Origin of the sequence: Hyphomicrobium facile (assembly GCF_900116175.1) — a bacterium.
Taxonomy (GTDB): domain Bacteria; phylum Pseudomonadota; class Alphaproteobacteria; order Rhizobiales; family Hyphomicrobiaceae; genus Hyphomicrobium_B; species Hyphomicrobium_B facile.
The window spans coordinates 259,677-278,946 of the sequence record NZ_FPCH01000002.1; the positions used below are offsets into that span (position 1 = coordinate 259,677).

16 protein-coding genes are annotated in these 19,270 nt (G+C 56.7%); all 16 read right to left on the reverse strand.

The genetic code is table 11. From position 1 onward, the window contains the following. Positions 1-235 precede the first annotated feature (235 nt). The 16 genes from BM399_RS08335 to galE all read right to left on the reverse strand — a co-directional run bounded on the left by BM399_RS08335 (position 236) and on the right by galE (position 19,270). Entirely contained in the window at positions 236-1,021 is a 786-nt protein-coding gene (locus tag BM399_RS08335; protein WP_177228082.1) for a glycosyltransferase family 2 protein, read from the reverse strand. Beyond that, entirely contained in the window at positions 1,018-2,223 is a 1,206-nt protein-coding gene (locus BM399_RS08340; protein WP_092867005.1) for a glycosyltransferase, read from the reverse strand. The genes BM399_RS08335 and BM399_RS08340 overlap by 4 nt, the downstream gene beginning before the upstream one ends. Beyond that, the gene (locus BM399_RS08345; protein WP_143111372.1) at positions 2,196-3,623 is read right to left on the reverse strand and encodes a hypothetical protein; all 1,428 of its coding nucleotides are present in this window, start codon (positions 3,621-3,623) and stop codon (positions 2,196-2,198) included. The genes BM399_RS08340 and BM399_RS08345 overlap by 28 nt, the downstream gene beginning before the upstream one ends. Positions 3,624-3,652: 29 nt before the next feature. Beyond that, a complete protein-coding gene (locus BM399_RS08350; RefSeq protein WP_092867009.1) occupies positions 3,653-4,846 on the reverse strand; it encodes a glycosyltransferase family 4 protein in 1,194 nt (397 codons plus the stop codon). A 34-nt stretch (positions 4,847-4,880) separates the two neighbouring features. Beyond that, positions 4,881-5,990 (reverse strand): acyltransferase family protein, encoded by a 1,110-nt coding sequence (locus BM399_RS08355; protein WP_177228084.1) that lies wholly within the window; start codon positions 5,988-5,990, stop codon positions 4,881-4,883. A gap of 201 nt (positions 5,991-6,191) precedes the next feature. Continuing rightward, complete coding sequence (locus tag BM399_RS08360) at positions 6,192-7,523, reverse strand: glycosyltransferase family protein (protein ID WP_092867013.1); 1,332 nt, start codon at positions 7,521-7,523, stop codon at positions 6,192-6,194. Between the two features lie 166 nt (positions 7,524-7,689). Next, positions 7,690-8,631, reverse strand: coding sequence for a glycosyltransferase family protein (locus tag BM399_RS08365; RefSeq protein ID WP_143111373.1), 942 nt, complete (start codon positions 8,629-8,631; stop codon positions 7,690-7,692). Between the two features lie 335 nt (positions 8,632-8,966). Next, positions 8,967-10,016, reverse strand: a complete 1,050-nt coding sequence (locus tag BM399_RS08370) for a glycosyltransferase family 4 protein (protein WP_177228085.1) — start codon at positions 10,014-10,016, stop codon at positions 8,967-8,969. Between the two features lie 259 nt (positions 10,017-10,275). Beyond that, entirely contained in the window at positions 10,276-11,316 is a 1,041-nt protein-coding gene (locus tag BM399_RS08375) for a glycosyltransferase (RefSeq protein ID WP_092867019.1), read from the reverse strand. 11 nt (positions 11,317-11,327) lie between these two features. Further along, entirely contained in the window at positions 11,328-12,245 is a 918-nt protein-coding gene (locus tag BM399_RS08380) for a glycosyltransferase family 2 protein (protein WP_092867021.1), read from the reverse strand. After that, the gene (locus BM399_RS08385; RefSeq protein WP_143111375.1) at positions 12,232-12,651 is read right to left on the reverse strand and encodes a hypothetical protein; all 420 of its coding nucleotides are present in this window, start codon (positions 12,649-12,651) and stop codon (positions 12,232-12,234) included. Before BM399_RS08385 ends, BM399_RS08380 begins: the two co-directional genes overlap by 14 nt. Before the next feature lie 407 nt (positions 12,652-13,058). Then, positions 13,059-14,378: an ABC transporter ATP-binding protein gene (locus BM399_RS08390; RefSeq protein ID WP_092867025.1), complete on the reverse strand. Its 1,320-nt coding sequence runs from the start codon at positions 14,376-14,378 to the stop codon at positions 13,059-13,061. A 4-nt stretch (positions 14,379-14,382) separates the two neighbouring features. Then, positions 14,383-15,291 (reverse strand): ABC transporter permease, encoded by a 909-nt coding sequence (locus tag BM399_RS08395; protein WP_092867027.1) that lies wholly within the window; start codon positions 15,289-15,291, stop codon positions 14,383-14,385. Between the two features lies 1 nt (position 15,292). Continuing rightward, positions 15,293-16,384: a glycosyltransferase family 4 protein gene (locus BM399_RS08400; RefSeq protein WP_177228086.1), complete on the reverse strand. Its 1,092-nt coding sequence runs from the start codon at positions 16,382-16,384 to the stop codon at positions 15,293-15,295. Beyond that, positions 16,381-18,231, reverse strand: coding sequence for an asparagine synthase (glutamine-hydrolyzing) (asnB, locus tag BM399_RS08405; RefSeq protein WP_092867031.1), 1,851 nt, complete (start codon positions 18,229-18,231; stop codon positions 16,381-16,383). The genes BM399_RS08400 and asnB overlap by 4 nt, the downstream gene beginning before the upstream one ends. A gap of 1 nt (position 18,232) precedes the next feature. Continuing rightward, positions 18,233-19,270: a UDP-glucose 4-epimerase GalE gene (gene galE / locus BM399_RS08410; protein WP_092867033.1), complete on the reverse strand. Its 1,038-nt coding sequence runs from the start codon at positions 19,268-19,270 to the stop codon at positions 18,233-18,235.

The window sequence follows — 19,270 nt, forward strand, 5'->3', positions numbered from 1 at the left end:
CCCTTTTTCATCGCCTTACGAATGTGAGGCAAAGGGAGCACGCGGGTCCAAAACCATCTGACTGCAGTGAGGAAGCAGCTGAACACTCGCTACGAGACCAAGACCTTGAAACACGCACAGGCCGTACTGCTGTCATCTAATTGTCGAGCGACTTTTCTAACTTGCCTCTACGTATAGGGATTCAATTTTGCGGCTTGGAGAGTCGCGAAGCAATTTCGGATCTCCACCTTCGCCTTCATGTAGATTTGCGCGGGCAACGCAGCCGCCGGTCTACCATCTCGAGAGCTATCATTGTTTCGGCCAGTGTGCGTTGAAGTACGTAAAGCCAGCCTGCCCAGCCATCGAAAATGCACAGTTTGAAGATGAGTGTATATGTGAAAACTAGAACCGGTGCGGGCCAAGCCATCAATCTGATTTGATCGATGCGAGTGAGCGCGCTGCGTGGCACGGACAATAGATAATGGGCCTCCAGCTCGGCGTACCGTTTCTGGGATGCGAACCAGCGCGCCAACGGCTTGCGGTCGTCATGATAAACCGGCGCATTTAGACGACCGATCAATCCGTCCAACACGACTCGGTGCCCGTGTCCTTCATTCCGGTAAATCGCGCGGTCGCGGCGATAAAGAATGGTTCTTGGCGGATATAAAGCAGAACGCAAAGTCCTCCCGTAGATGCGATAGACAAAGGACGCGCTGAATCCCGAGATATCCTCGGAGGGGGTGAGACCGATCATCTCATCAACAAGGGCTGCGTCCAGCTCGTAGTCGGCATCAAGCGACAGCACCCATACCGTCTCCACTTTGGAGAGCCCGAAATTGCACTGCTGTGCAAAGCCGTCGAATGTCCGGGTAATGATTTCCGCTTGCGGATAGTTCCTAATAATATCTATCGTTTTATCCGTGCTGCCGCTGTCGATAATGACGATCCGCTTGGCCCACTTCACCGCCTCCAGCGTCCGCCCGATGTTGGCCTCCTCGTTGAAGGTCAGAATCAAGACGGTGATATGATTCAGAATGCTCAATCCGCGGTGGTCCTGCGGGGCGTCCGGACATTCTGGTATATCTCGATCAATCGTTGTCCCATGACGCGGCTGGAGTATGTGTCCTCGGCGAAAATCCGAGCTCGGTTTGCCATGGAGCGACGCTTCGCTTCGTCGTCGAGCAGACTCTCAAGCGCCTGCGCGACTTCAGCCGCCTTCGGCAGCACGACGATCCCGGCACCGGCACGAGCCACATCTTCGGCGATTGCGACGCCTTCCGCCAATACGCAAGGTAAACCTGCGAAAAGCGCTTCTGCCGCGGCAATTCCAAAATTCTCAGAGAACGAGGGGAGCACGAACACGTCGGCAGCATGTAGTGCGGCAGCCTTTGCATCGCCCTCCACATGGCCTAGCCAAACCACCAAATCTGCGATGCCTCGATCCTTGGATCTCGCCTTGAGTTCGTCGACGTAGGACGATGAGCCTGATCCCGCAATTAAGAGCGCACTTCCTGCTCTCAGCATCGGCGAAAAAGCAAACGCGTCTATCAGTGCCTCGATGTTCTTCTTCGGATCGAGACGCGACAGAAACAAAACGAGGCGGCGATTGCAATGTTGCAGATGAACAAGGGCCGGATGTTGCAACACAATTGCTGGAGCCTCAACTCCCAAGGGAACGACAACGCCGCGAAACGTGAGGCCCAACTCTTCCGCCTCGCGCCGCTCTACATCGCTCGTAAAGTGGACAACTGCAGCGTTGCGCAAGATGGCCTTTTCGATCAGAGCCACCGAGAGCCGCTTGAGCAGTCGCCGGCGCGCATGCATCCCATAGTCGCTCAAGGTTCCAAGCGGCCGCACGACGTAAGGCACACCACGCACACGCGCGGCCCACGCAGCAATCGTCGAAGCGAAGGTGAACAGCGCGTGGATATGGACAACGTGATAGTCGCTCACACTTCGGAAAATGATTGGGACTAGACCGGGCGCGAACTTGTAGGCATTCGTCCATTTGCGAGCGTAGATGCGCCTCGCATTTCGGAAAGGTGCGGAGTTGTCCGTGAGTGGCGGACCCGGTCGAGTAAGTCCATGGTCTGTACTGAGCGTCGTCACCGCAACGCCTAACGCGCTCAATGCTCGCTCCATCATTACGATCGCATACGATGGCCCCCCATCTCGTGGAGATACCGACGGTATAACGTGAAGGACCCGCAATTGCGTCATCGACGCTGGGCGACCAAGAGCCATGGCGCCCAGCGCGGGATTATGAGTGTCACCAATGCCGCGGCTACGAGGAGCGCAATAACCAAGGTGCCAAAAACCTTGGTGAAGCTGTTTTCAAGAGGGCCTACAGGCAAAATCACCGCAGTTGCGACTGCCATGCCGAGTAGAGAAGGTGAAGCCTTCCATCGCAGGAACCACCGAAAGAGCGCTCCATAAAAGAGTCCGATGATGAGTAACGCAATCATCATACCGAACTTCCCGAAATCGATATAGCACTCTGCGACATAGCCCAAGCTGATCGACGTACCTTCGCTGTTTCCAGCAAGGCCACCCGTATACAAATTCGTTCTCGCCGTATCGTCTATCGCTGCCTTATCGGGGAAGAACATTCGCGGCATGAATGGCCGCGACACGGCATCCCAAAGGATAGCGCCATTCTCATGCGGAACCCGCGAGGGAACGTAGTTTAGAACAGATGCGAAGTACTCAACGTAGGTCACGCGGCGAAAAAGCTTCTCGGTACTTTCGTCCAACGTCTGCGCGTCCAGTCCCAAAACCAGTTCGGAAAGCTTCTCCATTCTCGTTAGGTAGTCGACCGTGACGATCTGCGTTGCCTCGCCTCCTGATATGTAGCTTCGGTATTGACCTTTCACTGCCGTCCAGACGATTCCGAAGCCAAGCAATAGTGCGCCCAACACGCTCATCATGATTAGCGAGCGCATCGTGAATCGGACGCCCGATGCGAAGCCCGCAAATATCGTAATAAAGAACACCGACTTGAAATCTGAAAAATAGCCGCCAACTCCAAGCGCGAGTTCACCCAGGAAGGCGATTGCAAACAAAAGCCTGGCACGAGCCCCGCGAACAAATGAGGCATAGGCGAACATAAAAAAGAACGCCCATTTCAAACCAGCAAGTGCCAGCATCGGTTGCGATAGCGCCGGGACAGTCCACGCGAAAGCTAGAGCAGCAAAGCTCACCGCCGCCGACACGGCATATAGCCAAAACCATTTTTCGATAGCCTGAGACAGAGCGAGCGCTCGTGCATTGCGCGCATCTTGGCTATACCACGCCCCCGCTCCGAGCCGCATGCCGATAGCAAGGATCAGAATTCCAAACAGAGACAGCAGAATTGCCGTCTGCATATCACCGCTCAACGGCGCATAATCGGTAACTCTGATGCCGAGCCAATTTGAATGAAAGATCGAGATTGATGCCTGAATCCAAGGGTAAGCAAAAGTGAACAAGAGGATCGGCGGTTCGCCTGGCCTCCAGAGCAAGGCGCTTGCTACGAGAAGTACGAGCACGGCAATAAACGCCAGCTCTATATTTGGACCGAGCCCCCCAATAAGAAAGACGCCGATCGCTGTGGGCAAGGCTGCATGCGGAATTCGGAATGAGATAGGCGCATCCTGCCGCGTCAATCGTTCCCCCGAAGTCCACCTTCCGCCAGTCATCTATAGTAACTTCGCGCTCTTTGACCGCGGTTACGCTCTGAAAGCACCCAATCGAACGCGTCGCGTATCCCGCTTGCTGCCGCTTCGAGGCTATAGGCTCGCGAGATTGACACTAATTGATGAGGTTTCGGCCGGTTGGCGACACGTTCCGCTAGCGCATCGGCAAAGCTGCGTGTGTTGCCCATGGGAAATGTGCGGCCGACAATTCCGTCACGAGCCAAGTCGGGTGCGCAGCCACATTCTTCAGAAACAATGATTGGCCGACCGCAGGCCAGAGCTTCATTGGCCACGAGACCCCATGTCTCACACCCATTGGACGGTAGCGCGAGAAAATCGGCAGCCGAGTATACCGCCGGCATTTCGGATTGATTGCAGAATCCCAGCATGTGGAGCCGGATACCTGCAGTTGCGGCCGCCTCGACCAGTTCCCTCCTTAACGGCCCGTCTCCGGCCACAACGATCTCAAGCGAAAGGCCCTGCCGCCGACAAATCTTGACCGACTCGACAAGGTCGAGCGGTCGCTTAAACGGCACGAGTTTGCCGGCAAAAAGCACTATTGGCGTATCTGAGCGAATGCCAAGTCGCTCCCGCAGGCGTGCCCCAGCTTCGGCCGTCGCCCGCGACGCGAACCAGTTTGTATCGACCGCGTGCGGGGAGAAGAATAGCCGCCTTTCTGGATAGAGATAATGCTCATAATACGCGCGGGAACGCAGGCCCACGTAGAGCGCCGCATCAAACCTACGAAGCAAGCCCGGATAAACAATCGCCTTCATCACAGTCTTTAAATTTGATCGCGGCGTGTTGAGGTGGCTGTCACCACGAACCAAAACCGGCATACCTAAACGCTTAGCAGCGAGTAGCCCTTGCAGATACGCTTTGAGATGCCAACCCATCACAAGGAGAGCATCGAAGCCGCCATTTCGAAGACGGTGTTGGATCTCAGGCGTATCACACCCAGAGAAGTGGTCCGTACCAGGCCGACGCGAAACATTCCTGAGAAAGCTATGTTCATAGCCTCCAGTAATATCAATGTCCCATTCAAATGCCTTCTCGAAGCCTGCGCGTGCTTGTTCTTGAGGCGTCGCCCGATGCGCGAAGAAAATATGCAGATCAAGCTGCTTCGCAAGCTCTCGGAACAATGGCCCATAGTACTGTATGGGGTGCGAAGAAAGGATGGCGAGGCGTGGCACGCCCGTTATCTAAATCAACAACAACGATGAGTTCTTATGCATCGGCACGAGGTCTATCCAAGGCGAACCACTGATTTACATGGGCATAAATCCGAGTCTCGAGGTGGGGTGCGATCGCAATCAGCATTCCCATCCCGAGCAATGAAGTAGCTAATCCGCCGAGTTCGGTTCGGCTGCTCGCTAGGAATAAAAGCAAAGGATAGTGCAAAACGTAAATGGTATAGCTGCCCCGCCCCACCGAACCGAATAGCCGAACAATGCCATCAATGTAATGAAGGCGTGTTAGCTGCGTCTGCCATCGAACTATTTTGACAAGCAACACGACGCAAAGAGCCAATATGCATCCGTCGCTTAAAATTCTCAGGGTGTCCGAACGAATTTCTAAAGCCATTGACCAGGTCACGAGCGCCATAAGGCCGAGCCAGAAGATGACACGCCTCTCGATCGGTGTCTGACCAAAGCTCGTTCCATAGACATACCCCGCTATCCATAGAGGCCAAAGGGTCGCGAATAAGAAGAAGGGATTGGGAAGTATGGCGTTTACTCCTATCGCCGCGATGCCGACGACAAAACTTCCTAACAATGCAGCATCAATTCGAACTAGTGGATTCGCAATTTTGGAATAGACCGCCCAATAGAAGACCGGCAGAGAAATATAATACCAAGCCTCGTTTGAGAGGGTCCACAAGGGCCCATTTCCGGCGAACGGAGGAAACCAAAGCCCTCGTAGCGAGGCCGGCGTATCCAGAAACAGAAGGTTGCCCACGAGTACATCGAACGACGTATCATTGAAATTGCGCTCGCCAGCCCATGATAACCCTCCCGCCCACAAAAGTGACAACAAAAACATAGGAAGAATTCGACGGGCTCTTTGCAAAAGATAAAGTCGCCAAGGGCCAATCCCATTCAGGGTTCCGAGCCGCTCGACAGCAAGAAAAATGCTCCACCCCGAGATGAAGAAGAAAAACAGAATGGCTGTAACGTTCCATTCTGATATGCCCCTGAAGGCGCGCAGCAGGAGACTTTCATCGCCGATCAACGCGGCCATCTCGTGATCAAAGAACACCATCAAATGATGATGAACGACCACCAGGGCCGCTAAGCCTCTACCTGCATCGAGATATATCCAACGCGCGCTGCTCATTTTGCGCTCCAATCCGCGGGCCGGCAGACCCGAAGAATGAGACACAGAGGACGGAGCGTTCGTGGGAGACAACATTCAACGTTTGTGATGATGCATCAGCGCCGAGGAATTTTGAAACGCTGACATGTCATCGATCTTCGCGGTGCCAGAAGATAAAAGTGCGAAACTCGGATGCGTTCTCATTCATGTTGGCGCAAGGTCTCACCTGACAAAACTTGGACTCCATTTTTGTGCAGCTTCTCGAGCATAACGATCGAGCGCCTCGTCCATGGCTGCCGCAACTTGGCGCGCGCTCTCGCGTGCGGAATAGGCTTCAAATTGGTCCCATTTCACGGAATCGGCGCAATAATGGGTGCTTGCGAATCTTTCGAGCGCGTCAGCAACCTGCGAAGGCTCGGGCAATCTCCGCTCGGAAAGCGTGATCGCCATGCCGGCGCGACTGCGCTCCAGCACCTGCACAGCCGTGCTAGCCTCGTGAAGGAGAGCTAGGACGGGCCGTCGCGATTGAACTGCCTGAAACACCTTTGACGGCGTGTAGTGCCTCTCTGTCGATCCGACTATCAGAACGCCGGATGCACCGGTCAGATGCACCAGAACATCGAGGTACGCCATCCTGTGAGGATGCTCCGTCACGACGTCCCCGAGCCCGAGGCGCGAAGCAACGGGCAGCACCGCGTGACCATTCGGGTCGTTTGGTGACTTGCCTGTGCCGATGAAGTGAACCCGCAGCCTGTTCGAAAGCAGGCTGCCGCGCTCGCGAAGAAGGGCAACACCCTCGAGGAAACGCTCGAGCACGCCCACTGCTTTCGGCAGCAATGCGCCAGCATACAGCAGGTGCATATTGCCATCGTTCGGATCGAACAAAGAGGGTGCTCGAGACATAATGCTTGGTGCGGAAAAATCTCGTGTCGAAAACCCGTACGGCATCGCAGCGGTAACGCAGGTTTCACGAAGATTGGGGTTTCGTTCCAGTACGCCCTCATAATAGGCGGTGGCAACGCCGGTTATCAGTGCAGCATTTCGGACCGCCCAAGGCTCGAGCCTCTCTGAGAGCTTCATCGACACCCATGCCTTGGAATATTTGACCTCGGCATCCGGCCAGACATGCACCCAGGGGTCTATGTAATCAATCCCAAATGGTATTGGCGCTTCCCGGTAGAGCAACTGACCCAGGGTAGCCGAGTAGAAAGATGGAACAGTGATATACAGAAAATCGAAGCGCTTCTCTCGCTTCAGTTTTCGCAGTGCTGAAAGGTGCCAGGGGAGCGCGCGGACTCCGACGTCGCCAATCACCCTGATCGGCTTTGTCGGAAGCGCAGGCGTACGGATGACTTCGAGCTCAGGGTCGACAAGCGACGCCAGCCCCCAATCCAGAGCCTCCTCGTAGTGCCGCCAATGCGTTGTGACGATCACGGGGCGCCAGCCAAACTCATGGAGATGCTGGCTCAACAGACGCGCGCGGTGCACTCCGGCTAAATTGCTTGGCGGAAAATGCGGAGCGACGAGAGCGACCGTACGTTCGGCTTGCTTCATGGCAGGAGATCGCACGATATTTTCGCGACCGACTCGCAATCGGATCTCGCGCGTATTCCCTCAGCGAAAGCCCACACCCATCCAGCAGCCTTGCATAAGCTCGTAGATGAGAAGCCGGACTTCATGCAGCCGTCACGGCTCGATACTCCGCCGGACCTGCACCACGCTACAGGATCCGTCCTGGCGCGGAGATGGCCCGATTTACCGCTTCGACCAGACCTCCGCTCTCTCTCTCCCAGTTGTATCGGTTCTGCCCGAGCCGCCATGCGTCTGCGCGAGCTGTAGCGAGACGATTTGGGTCGCCGAGCACCTGGTCGAGGAGACCCGCGAGTGCGTCCACGTCGTCAATCGGATAAATGAAGTCGGTCATAAAAGTTTCCTCCGCGAATTTCCGATGCGCGGCCGTGTCAGACATCAGAGGAGGCACTCCCGCAAGCAGATACGAAAAGAGTTTGTTTGTCAGGCAGAGTTGACGGCTTTTGCTGTGGCCGGTTTCAGCAACGAGGCCTATGTCGTAGGCAGCGGCCAGACACTCCATTTTTTCGGGATCGTCTGGGGGCAGGATATGAATCAGGCTCGCGGCTCCGGCATCAACAGCAATTTTCTTCAAGTATTCCCCATAGTCTGCAGCGGGCGTACCACGGAGATGGAGATGCGGACGCGTCCGCGCCAATCCAACTGCGCGGACTGCGCACTCCAGTCCGCGCCCCGGTCCGATCGTCTGAGAAAACCAATAGACTGACGGGCCTTGCTCTGCTGTTCCCCTCGGCGTCGGCGCCGGCGGGGACTGGCTCAATGGGAACACATTAAGGATTACTCTGGGCCGATCGATATCAAAGGCTTCGCAATAGGCATCGGCGATTCCCGGCGCAGCGGCCGTGACATACGCACACCCCGGCAGGTACCGGGCCTCAATGCCGCGAACCAACCGCCTCTCCATGGCATATGCCGGATCATCCGGCCAATCGCCGAGGTGAAAGTCCTCTGCATCATAGGCATAGAGCGCACCGTAACGGCGAGCTGCAGCGGCGGCGGCGGGGAGCGCTGCGGGATAGTGCGCGATATAGAGTTCTGCCCGCGTGCGCATCGCTGCGATGAGCAACGGCATGGTAAAGGCGCTGTAGCCCAGATCCCCAAACCGCTCAACTCCGATGCATGCATGAGCGTGCCGGAGCGAGACCTGGATGCCCCGTCGCAACCGCCAACGCCACCTCGACCGCAAATCGATCCTATCGAGATGCCAGGGTATCCGGTGCATCAGGGCTCGGTCCCGCGGTTCAACTTGATCGAGTGTCTGGGTCGCGACAACCGAAATTCGAAAGCCCGCCCGATAGAGTGCATCCGCTTCCTTCACGACGCGTGGATTGGAGCCGATCTGCCCTGGCGTGACGATGCATACGTGCGCAGATGCCGATCGACTCGAAGGCAGCGGTCCTATTGAAGTCACGCCGGGCTCACCGGCGCTGGATGGTATCCGGCACGATATAGCCCTTTCTCTAGGATAGTGATCAGTTCGCGTCGGAAATCCGACCATTGCTTGCGGCGGGCGGTTTCCAGCGCGTGAAAGCGCATCTGGAAGAGCCGGTCTCGATTATCGAGACACCAGCGGAGAGAGTCCGCCAGCGCTTGCGGATCAGCAGCGGGGATGATGAGACCGTTGTCCGCCGTCACCAGGTCAGCAGCACCCGCTTGATCGCTGATGATGACCGGCAGTCCGCGGGCCATTGCCTCGGCAACGACCATCCCGAAGCCGTCAGAGAGGGTAGGAAACACCAAAACGTCGCCGGCCTCGTAAGCCTTGAAAAGCTCGGGCTGGGTCACAGAGCCGTGGAAGAAAATGTCTTCCCGTTCCATGGCGCGAAGACGGGCCGGAAGACCGAAGCGGCCGTAGACGTTGAGGCGCGCCGCGGGTCCGGCATTCAACAGTTGCCACGCTCTCAGAAGGTAGTGCGCCCCTTTCCCCAAACTGAATTGACCCGCCCAGATTACTTCAAGAGGCCGCGCCCGATATTTCGGATCTGCTCGGACCTCCGCAATCGGCGCGGGGGCAGCGAGCGGCACGACGAACATCCTCGACGCATCAGCGCCAGCCCTAATATGGGATCGAGCGGTGAGCGACGAATTGGCGATCATGACTTCCGCGAGCGCGATCTCTTGACGGCGCCTTTCGTAGCGACGCTCGAATTTTCCGTTGAAATAGGAATCGTGCTTGCCGACGAGTTCTGGCCACTCGCTCTTCTCTCGCTGCTGGACCTCGTCGAACTGTTTGCTATCGAGCGAGGGAAGATGGAGCACTCTGGAAACCCCTTCCTTCTTCGCGCGCTGAAAACTAGCCAGCGCCGTGTATTCGAATGCGTGAATTGACTTCGTCTGCGGGACGTATCGATGTGCGACCAGTGCATCGAAGCTATGGCTCATGCGATCCCAGACCATGTCTTCGAGGACCGGACCCGCTCCCGACATCATGACCGCGCTGCGGAGGATCTCCCACATTGGATAGCAACGTAACAAGTGAGCGGGTACTTGATCGATCGCTCGGCGGCCCAACTGTTGCGCGATACGGGTCGCTCTCTCCGTTGGCATCCGCGACAGGAGTGAACTCAATGCGCCGTCTAGCTGAAAGGACAGCGTTGTAACAAAGGCTTCGAGCAACCCATGTTCAGCCAGCGCGCGCGCAGCGTGCTGCGCATGGGCCATATTTCCAGGGTAAGAAAAAACTGCTCGCACGAAGAACTGTTTCGGTGTGCGGTGGTTAGGTCGTCATCCGACCATCACGGCGCGCTATCATCTCCGCGTAGATCTCGAGGTAGCCATCCAGCACCGCCGGTTCGCTGTAGAATGTCTTGACCCGATCGCGGCACGCGGATCGCGCAATCTGCCCGATGCGGCCCGCTGCAATTACCAATTCGTCAAGCGTGTCGACGACAAAGCCCGTCACGCCGTCCTCGACGACCTCCGGCACGGCTCCGCGGCGAAGGCCGAGTACCGGCGTGCCGCAGGCCATGGCCTCGGCCATTACTATCCCAAATGGCTCGTCCCACAAAATGGGCATCAGCAGAGCGGCGGCCTTCCCCAACAGCTCGCTCTTTTGCCGGTCGTTTACGGGACCTACGTAAATGACCTGATCGCCATCGATATGCCCGGCAATGTGCGTCGCGAACCACGCACGATGCTCGTCCGGAATATTCCCGGCCAAGATCAGCCTTCGACCAGCTCGGCGCGCAAGTTCGATGGCGAGATGCGGGCCCTTGATCGCTTCGATCCGACCAAGGAAGACAAATGGCGCATCGGGGGCGACCGCTGAGGCAAAATCGTAGACATCAACTGGAACTCCGTTCGGTACGAGATGCCAGCGGGCGAGATGCTCTACGTCCCTCGCCATCCAACGGCTAATGCCTGAGAACTCCAGCGAACCCCGAGAAAGGCCGTGTCCGAGCCGGACGCTCCTCGCGGAAATTTCGCGCTGGTAAGTCATCAGCTTTGGAATGGTCAGAGGAAGAATAAGCGCCATATAGGCAACACGGGAGAAACTGTGAACAATCTCACACTTGCGCGCGGCGATGCCCCTCGCAAGAACCGCAGCATTCAACAGCGTGTCCAAATTGCTTCGGCTGGACTGTCCGGGCCAAGCGATCAGACTTCCGCCTGTTTTCGATTCAGGGTGCGCAAACACGGTGACCTCATGGCCACGTTTGACGAGACCAAGGGCAAGCATGTCTACGATGCGTTCGATGCCCCCGTAGAGCATGGGGGGGACCGGCAGTTCTGGATCAACCGTGAGTGCGATCCGCATCGAATAGCCTTCTACGGGTGCCTATAAAGAAAATGAGCGTCGAGACCCAGGGGAACCGACAGCATTGCAAATCGGTGCCGCTTCTTATGCGCATTTAGAATCGGCTCCGCTTGCTCTCGGGATATTGCAATTTCGCAGTTCTTCGTTTGCACGATGGCGTTTTCCGCAATTTTCACGTGATCAAGCCGCTGCGATTTCGAATCCGCGTGCCGTCTGAAATGTCCAAGCTTACGGGACGTTTGCAGAATTTTTGAGCCAGGCGCCAACCGCTGGAACCAGTCATAATCCATGCAGAACATTAGCGATTCGTCGAACCGACAGTCCCTAAATCGTCCCAAATTCCAGTACGAGGATTCTTGGCAAACCTGATAGGAGTGCTCGCCGCATAGGAGCGGATCATTCAAGGCAACAAGTCGGGCCTGCCAATAACTCCGCTTAAACAGCCAGGATTCAAACGTCACGTTGCTGGTGTTGCGTCCAAGAAGAATATCCCATTCATAACGCCTAAAGGTATTTCCGACATATCCCAATGAACGACGCAGCAAAAGATCGTCGCTATTCAGGTAAGTGCCTACTTCCCCCGATAACAACGCCAAGCCCTTATTGATCGCGTGCGCCTGTCCCTGATCCTTCTTGCTTTCCCAGTGATTGAGCCAGTGGGAATATTTCCTGATGATTTCGACGCTGTTATCGGTCGAGCCTCCGTCCATGATTACGTATTGAAGATCGGGGTAACCTTGCAACAAGACGGACCGAATGGTCTCCTCCAGGTATTGCCCTTGATTGAAGCTTGGAGTGACTATCGAGATCTGTGGCCATGGTCTACCGTCAGGCATGGCATCGCTCAGCCTTGGCGATTCGACCGTCCACGGCCAGCCGGTTTTGCCGGATGGAGGATCTGGGAGATCCACTAGACTAGGGCAGCGCATGATTACGTGGCTCGATACCCCCGATGTTTTTAAACTCTCGGAGCAAGCCAGTCGCTAATAGCATTTGGGATACGTCGCCTCGGTGCGCTAGTACGGTGCAGCCTCGCCTGCTGCCCGTTTCGTCATCGGATCGCAGACTTGGCATTAAGGTCGCGAGGTCGAACTTCCGGCAGACACTCTCGATGTAAAGTGGAGTGAGCGCCCTTCCCGCTCCGTAGTCGTCGAACTCGTAGCCTGGATCATCGGGTACTTGGAAGTCGTCAATCATGGCGATTGCGCTTTGATCCCAACCAAAGACTAACTCCAATTCTTCCGCAAGTGGAAGATCTTCCTGCCAATGGGCATCCAAATATACAAAAATGTCACCAGATTCGGGGCGAGATCCCATGCGATTAAAAAGCTGCATCAAGACCTTCCGACTATCCCCCATGTACAATTCAACATTCGAAAAGTTGCGTAAGCGAGCTTTGGAAAATCCGTAGTTTCGTGCGCCAGACTCGATTGTCACCACACGAATGCCGGTATGGGCAAATAATTCAGTTGTGGCTCCGAGATACGTTCCGGTTTCGATAACGAGTGCTGGCGATCGGAGACGGATGATCTCATCAAAAATCTCTCGCCTTCCTACTTGCCCCGTTGAACGGCCCGTCCCATGACAATCCTCGCTCAGGGAAGCGGTAAAAATCGAGCCGGCCTTTGACAGTCTCGGGTAATACAGCAGACAAGATTGTTCGAATGCCCATGAACTTCCCTTCTTTCTGACAAAAATCGGGTTATGCAGGAGTCCTCAGAAGAGCGTTCCGGACAGCGACATCAGCTCTGCCCCACCGGCGATCGAGTCCATGACCAGTTCGGGGCAAGTATTCCGGGCCGAGCGTTCATCCAATAGGGTGAGTCACTCAAGCCTCCGCGTATTTCAAAGAAAATGATCGGGCTATTGTGACCAGGGCGCGCGATCCATTCCCGGCAATGCAGGCTGGCCATGAGCTCTATCCTGTAAGTACCCTCGTTCAAAAATCGTTTAGGTAACGCGCAATAAAGCTCCTGCTTTCCCTTTTGAAGTTGGACCCGAGAAGTTTCATCCGCGTCCGAACTTAGCGACCACAGCAATTCTTCAGAGCGACCGCTAAAAATGGCTATTCCGATATTCAGTGCAGGATCATTTTGGCGAACATCAAAGCGGACGACAATGTGGAGCTGTTCGTCATTTCGAGCAGGCGCCGTTACGGCTTTTCCATCCAAATCGACGACCGCGAAATACAACGGCTGCAGGACCGGGTGATCTATTTCGCGGCCCGGGTTAGACCACTCGCTTGCTGATCCTTCGCTGCTTCTTTGCGACGAAAGATAATGGCTTATCGTTGCACGTACGGAGTCACTCAATTCTTTTGGTTGAGCGCCCTTTTCCAGCAACATCGCACTTGAGCAGAGGGCATCCACGGCCCCCATGTTGTGACTCACGAAGAGAACAGTTCTTCCGTGACCTGCCACATCCTGCATTTTGCCGAGACACTTCTTCTGAAACTCTGCGTCGCCGACGGCCAGTACTTCGTCGATGATCAGGATTTCCGGCTCGAGATGGGCGGCGACTGCGAATGCGAGCCGGACGTACATTCCGGACGAATAGCGCTTCACCGGCGTGTCCAAGAACTTTTCGATTTCCGCGAAGGCGACGATCTCGTCGAACTTGCGGCGGATCTCAGCGCGAGTCATTCCGAGTATGGCGCCGTTCAAGTAGATGTTTTCGCGGCCCGTTAGCTCTGGATGGAAGCCCGTGCCGACTTCGAGCAGGCTTGCCACCCGGCCCTTGATCTCGACGCGGCCTGCACTCGGCTCGGTAATGCGCGACAAAATTTTGAGAAGCGTGGATTTACCCGCCCCGTTTCGACCGATGATGCCGACGACCTCTCCGCGTTTAATTTCAAAATTGACGTCTTTGAGCGCCCAGAACTCTTCGATCTCATCACCAACGACGAGCTGACGCCCCGCGATGACGTCGCGCGCCGAACGGGTGAATGCCGTCACGTTACGTCCGATGACATCGCGAAGAGAGCGATAGCGCTCGCGCTCGACTTGATGGCCGATCAGGTATTTCTTGCCGAGTCCCTCAGCGCGGATCACAGCGTCCGTCATGGACTTACATCATGTCCGCGAAGGTGCGCTCGGTGCGGCGAAAGTAGCGAATACCGAACCAGAGGAAGAAGGCCACGACGCCGAGGCTGGCCAGAAAGCCAGGCATGTAGAGCGGGCTCTGTCCGCCGAGGAGACACCAGCGGAATCCGTCAATGACGCCGACAAGCGGATTCAGGTTGTAGAGCAGGCGCCACTGCTCCGGCACCACCGAGCTCGAGAAACCGACTGGAGAAATGTAAAGCCCGAATTGGACGATGAACGGAATGACGTAACGGAAATCTCGATACTTGACGTTGAGCGCAGTAATCCACAGCGCAGGGCCAAGGCTGCCAACCATCGCTAGCAGAACAAAACCTGGCAGGAATACGATCTGCCAGCCGGGCACGAACCTGTAATACGCCATAATCAGTGCGAGCATCGCCAGATTGATCATGAAGTCGACAAGCGCGACAATGACCGACGCAGCAGGAACGACAAGGCGTGGAAAATAGACCTTCGATATGAGGTTCGCGTTGCCGATCAGACTGCCGGAAGCGTCGGCGAGTGCGCTGGAAAACAAAAACCAAGGCAATAGTCCGGCGAAGACCATTACCGGATACGGAGCCTGCCCATCGCTCGGCAGCCCTGCGAGCTTACCGAAAACGACCGTAAAAACGACCATAGTAAGGAAAGGGCGGATTAGAGCCCACGCAACCCCGATGACCGTCTGCTTATAGCGCACAGCGACGTCGCGCCAGGCGAGGATCGCGAAGAGTTCGCGATAGTGCCAGAGGTCCGACCAGTAGTTGCGCTCCGCGCGGCCCGCTTCGAGCACGATCGTGCGATCGTGCGCTTGCGGAGCATCGGCAGTACCCGCGCCCTCTCCGGTCAAGGGCCGGCTCGCGATCGCTGCGTGAGCCAGAACGTGTTTCATCCTAGAGGAAGTTTTCGAGAAGATTGTCGACATGAGTGTTGAAATTTCCGGCACGGAAGCGGTCATGAGAAGTTGGTTGCGCCTGTCGACCGCGACCAGCGAGCATGTTGCAGACGGCATCAACGAGTTGCGGCGCGTCCTCAGGATCGATGAGTGTCCCGATCGCGCCATCCGCCAGCGCGTCGACGCTGCCGTCGCGATCGCCCGCGATTACGGGTAGGCCACAGGCCGCGGCCTCGAGATAGACAATGCCAAATCCTTCGCCGGTGCTCGGCATGGCAAATACGTCTGCGAGACGGAGGTAACCAGGAAGCTCACGCTCGGGCACGTGTCCGGCGAACAGAGTGATGTCTTCGACTCCTGCGGCTTTCGCCATTTTCTTCAGGCGTTCCCGATCGTCGCCATCGCCGGCGATGACATAGACGACGTCCGCAATACGCTCTTTGATCGCGGGCAAAGCGGCGATAATTCGATCGTGGCCCTTGTACTGTTCGGATGCGGTCAGGCGCGAAACGGTAAGGATGACCCGGCGTCCGTGTATGTTCAGGCGGTCCAACAAATATTCAGGCTTTGGCCCGGCGGTGAAGGACGGTTCGAAAGTGTTTGGCAAAACGCGGACACGCTCCGGCGCTATGTCGGCCCATCGTAGAAAGCGGCTGCGTGTAAACCGGCTGACGGCCGTTACCAAAGCTGCGCTTTCCGTCGCCGTTCGCGCCAGTCTGCCGCCGCGAGGTTGCCAGGCATCGATACCATGAAGCTGCAGCCACATCGGCTTCTTGAGAAATTTGGAAATCGCGGCCGCAATAGGCGACATATAGATATGACCGCAGAATACGATGTCGAACGGACCGTCTAACGCGGCACGCGCAATCGCTTGCGTGGAAAAGGCCAGTCGCGCGGCGCTTGCCCGCGCCTGCAGAACTTTTTGAGGCAGAGCCTGATGGCCGAGGCTTCCCTGCCGAGGAAGAACGCAAATCTCTCGTACGCGTGCGGAAGTGGCAAAGGCCGACATCAAATCCTGATTGTAGCGGGCAATCCCGCCGTTACCGCCGAATGCATCGGTCACAAGCGCCAAGATCCGTAAACCGCTCACGCGTGCGCCACCGGCGCCGAAGCTACGCCATAAGCCCAGCGGCGCGACCAGTGACATCCGGTATCGCTGAGAGAGGACACACTCCGATACTTAATTTCGCCGCCGCCGCGTTTCAGCCAATCGCCGATCGGTGTCGTGAACCCTGTCTTCGAGCGCTTCGTTATGGTCTCCGGCAGCGGCGTACGCGGAGCCAGCGCGAGGCTCATTTTCGAACCACGCTCAGGATCGCTCATGCGCTGCGAAGCGGTAGATCTGAGAAGCACTGCGTCGACGAGAGGAACGCGCACCTCAAGTCCGTGCGCCATGCTCGCCCAATCGGTATCGCGCAAAAGCTGATTGCGCATGTAAAGCGAGGCTTCGAGAGCGGCGACTTTTGCGAAAGACGATTTCGGCCGCGGGGTCAGTTCAGTCTCGACCATCATCAATGGTTTCAGCCGTCTTAGCCCGCTGTGTACCGTCTCCGGATCGAGTACCTCTTCGAGTTCCCAAGGCATGAAGAGCCCCCGGCGCAGAAGATAGGCTCCCGAATATGTTCCGGCATACTCCACGAAGCCCGCCGCCTTCGGGCTGTTGAAACGCCTGTCGAGGCCACTGGCGAAGAGCGCCTTGCGGATCGCACGTCCGAGAAACGGAATTCGCGACGGCATTGCCATCCGGGCGGCCCACACCGGGATTTCGCGAAAAGACGGGTAGCCGCCGAATAGTTCATCGCCTCCGAGGCCGGACACCGCTACTTTCAGTCCCAGCTCCTTAGCGGCCTTCGAGACGAACCAAGTATTTATGCCATCGATGGACGGCTGATCCATCGCCTCGAGGATGTCTGGCAGGTCGGCTTGGAACTCTCTTTCGGTGACGACACGCGTCGTATGCCGGGTGCCGTAGGTCCGCGCAACTACTGCTGCGAGCAGCGCTTCATCTTCCGCACGACCTTTAAATTCTTCGAAGCTGAGCGTCACTGTCTGAATATCGGATTGGCCGGCATCACGCATCAAGCCGACGAGCGCTCCGGAGTCTATGCCGGCGGAAAGAAAAGCGCCGACTGGCACGTCGGCGACGAGGTGATGCTTGACGCTATCGAGCAGAGCTTCGCGAATTTGTGCTTGGCCATCTATCGATCGCGGCGCCCGGCTGTTTTGATCTTCGGCTTCACGGTAAGCGGCAGCAATCGAATGGTAGCGCTTAGGTTCGTGTGCGCCGATGCGGTCGACAACAACAGTGCTTCCAGCGGGCACTGCTCGAATAGCCCGATAGCTCGTGAAGGGCTCCGGGACGCTGCCCCAGAGATAGAACCCGACCTGTCCCGCCGGTTCCGGATCACGCGAGACTTTGCCACCCGCCAGCAGGGACTTCACCTGCGACGCGAAGCGGAAGGTCCAGCCATCGTCGGCGTAGTAGAGCGGCTTAATCCCGTAGGGATCTCGGGCGAGAAATACCTTCCTCTTCTCCGCATCCCAAATCGCGAAGGCGAACATTCCCCGAAGGTCGTGCACCATCGCATCGCCCTTCTCGGCGTAAAGATACAGGAGAATTTCCGTATCCGAATTGCTTTGGAATGTTCGGCCTTTGGCCTCCAGCTCTTTGCGCAATTCACGGTAATTGTAGATTTCGCCATTGAACGTCACGACCAGCTTCCCGTCGGAGCTGATCATTGGTTGCGACGCCGCTTCACTCAGATCGATGATCGACAAGCGACGATGCCCGAACCCCACGCGTTCATCATCAGACGTCCATTGGCCTTTCCCGTCGGGACCGCGTGATGCCATGTCATCGCGCGATCGCGCAAGCTCCTCGCGATCAATCGGATTAGCCGCGTAATGGTAGGCAAAGATGCCGTTAATCCCGCACATACTAACGCCAGGAACCAGCCACCGGCCGTGCGAAGTGGCCACGCATCGGGTCCAGCTGCTGGCGTTCGTGCCACGCCCACGCGGTCTGAACAATATCGCTGAGGCTTGAGATTCTTGGCTTCCAAAGCAATTCTTCTCTCGCCCTCGTCGCATCGCTGATCAGCGCCGGCGGATCTCCTGCGCGACGCGCACCAATAGCGACAGGCACACGGCGACGGGTGACACTTTCCACCGTATCGATCACCTGACGGACCGAAAATCCCCATCCGTTTCCGAGGTTGTACGCTGACGACCCTGTGCTCCGCTCCAACGCTTGGAGCGCCTTTACGTGCGCGTCGGCCAAATCCGAGACATGGATATAGTCGCGGACGCACGTTCCATCGTCCGTGTCGTAATTGGAACCGAACAACGTCACGCTGCTTCGCTTGCCTGAACACGCGTCCAATGCAAGAGGGATGAGATGCGTTTCCGGATCATGGTCTTCGCCGATTTCGTTTTCGGGATCAGCTCCCGCGGCATTGAAATAGCGCAGCGCTATTGAATTAATCCGGTGCGCCGTTCCAAAATCCTGGAGTATGCGCTCGACCATCAACTTCGACGCCCCGTACGGATTGATGGGCCGCTGGGGTGTCTCCTCCGTGATCGGTAAGCTCTCTGGGATGCCATAGGTTGCGCAGGTACTCGAGAACACTATGGAACGAATGCCGTGATCGCGCATTGCCTCGATGATATTCAGACTGCCGCAAACGTTGTTGCGGAAATATTTTCCAGGATCGGCAACAGACTCACCGACATAGGCGCATGCCGCGAAATGCATGACCGCTGAAGGCCGGTATCGGTCGATGGCAGCATCGAGCGACGCACGGTCGAGAATATCGCCGATGACCAGCGGCCCCCATTTTACGGCCCATTGATGTCCGTAACTGAGATTGTCGAAAGTGACCGGCGCATATCCCGCTTGCGCCAAGGCCTTGCATGCATGCGAACCGATGTATCCGGCACCTCCCGTTACGAGAACCGTGCGATCAGCGGAACGCAT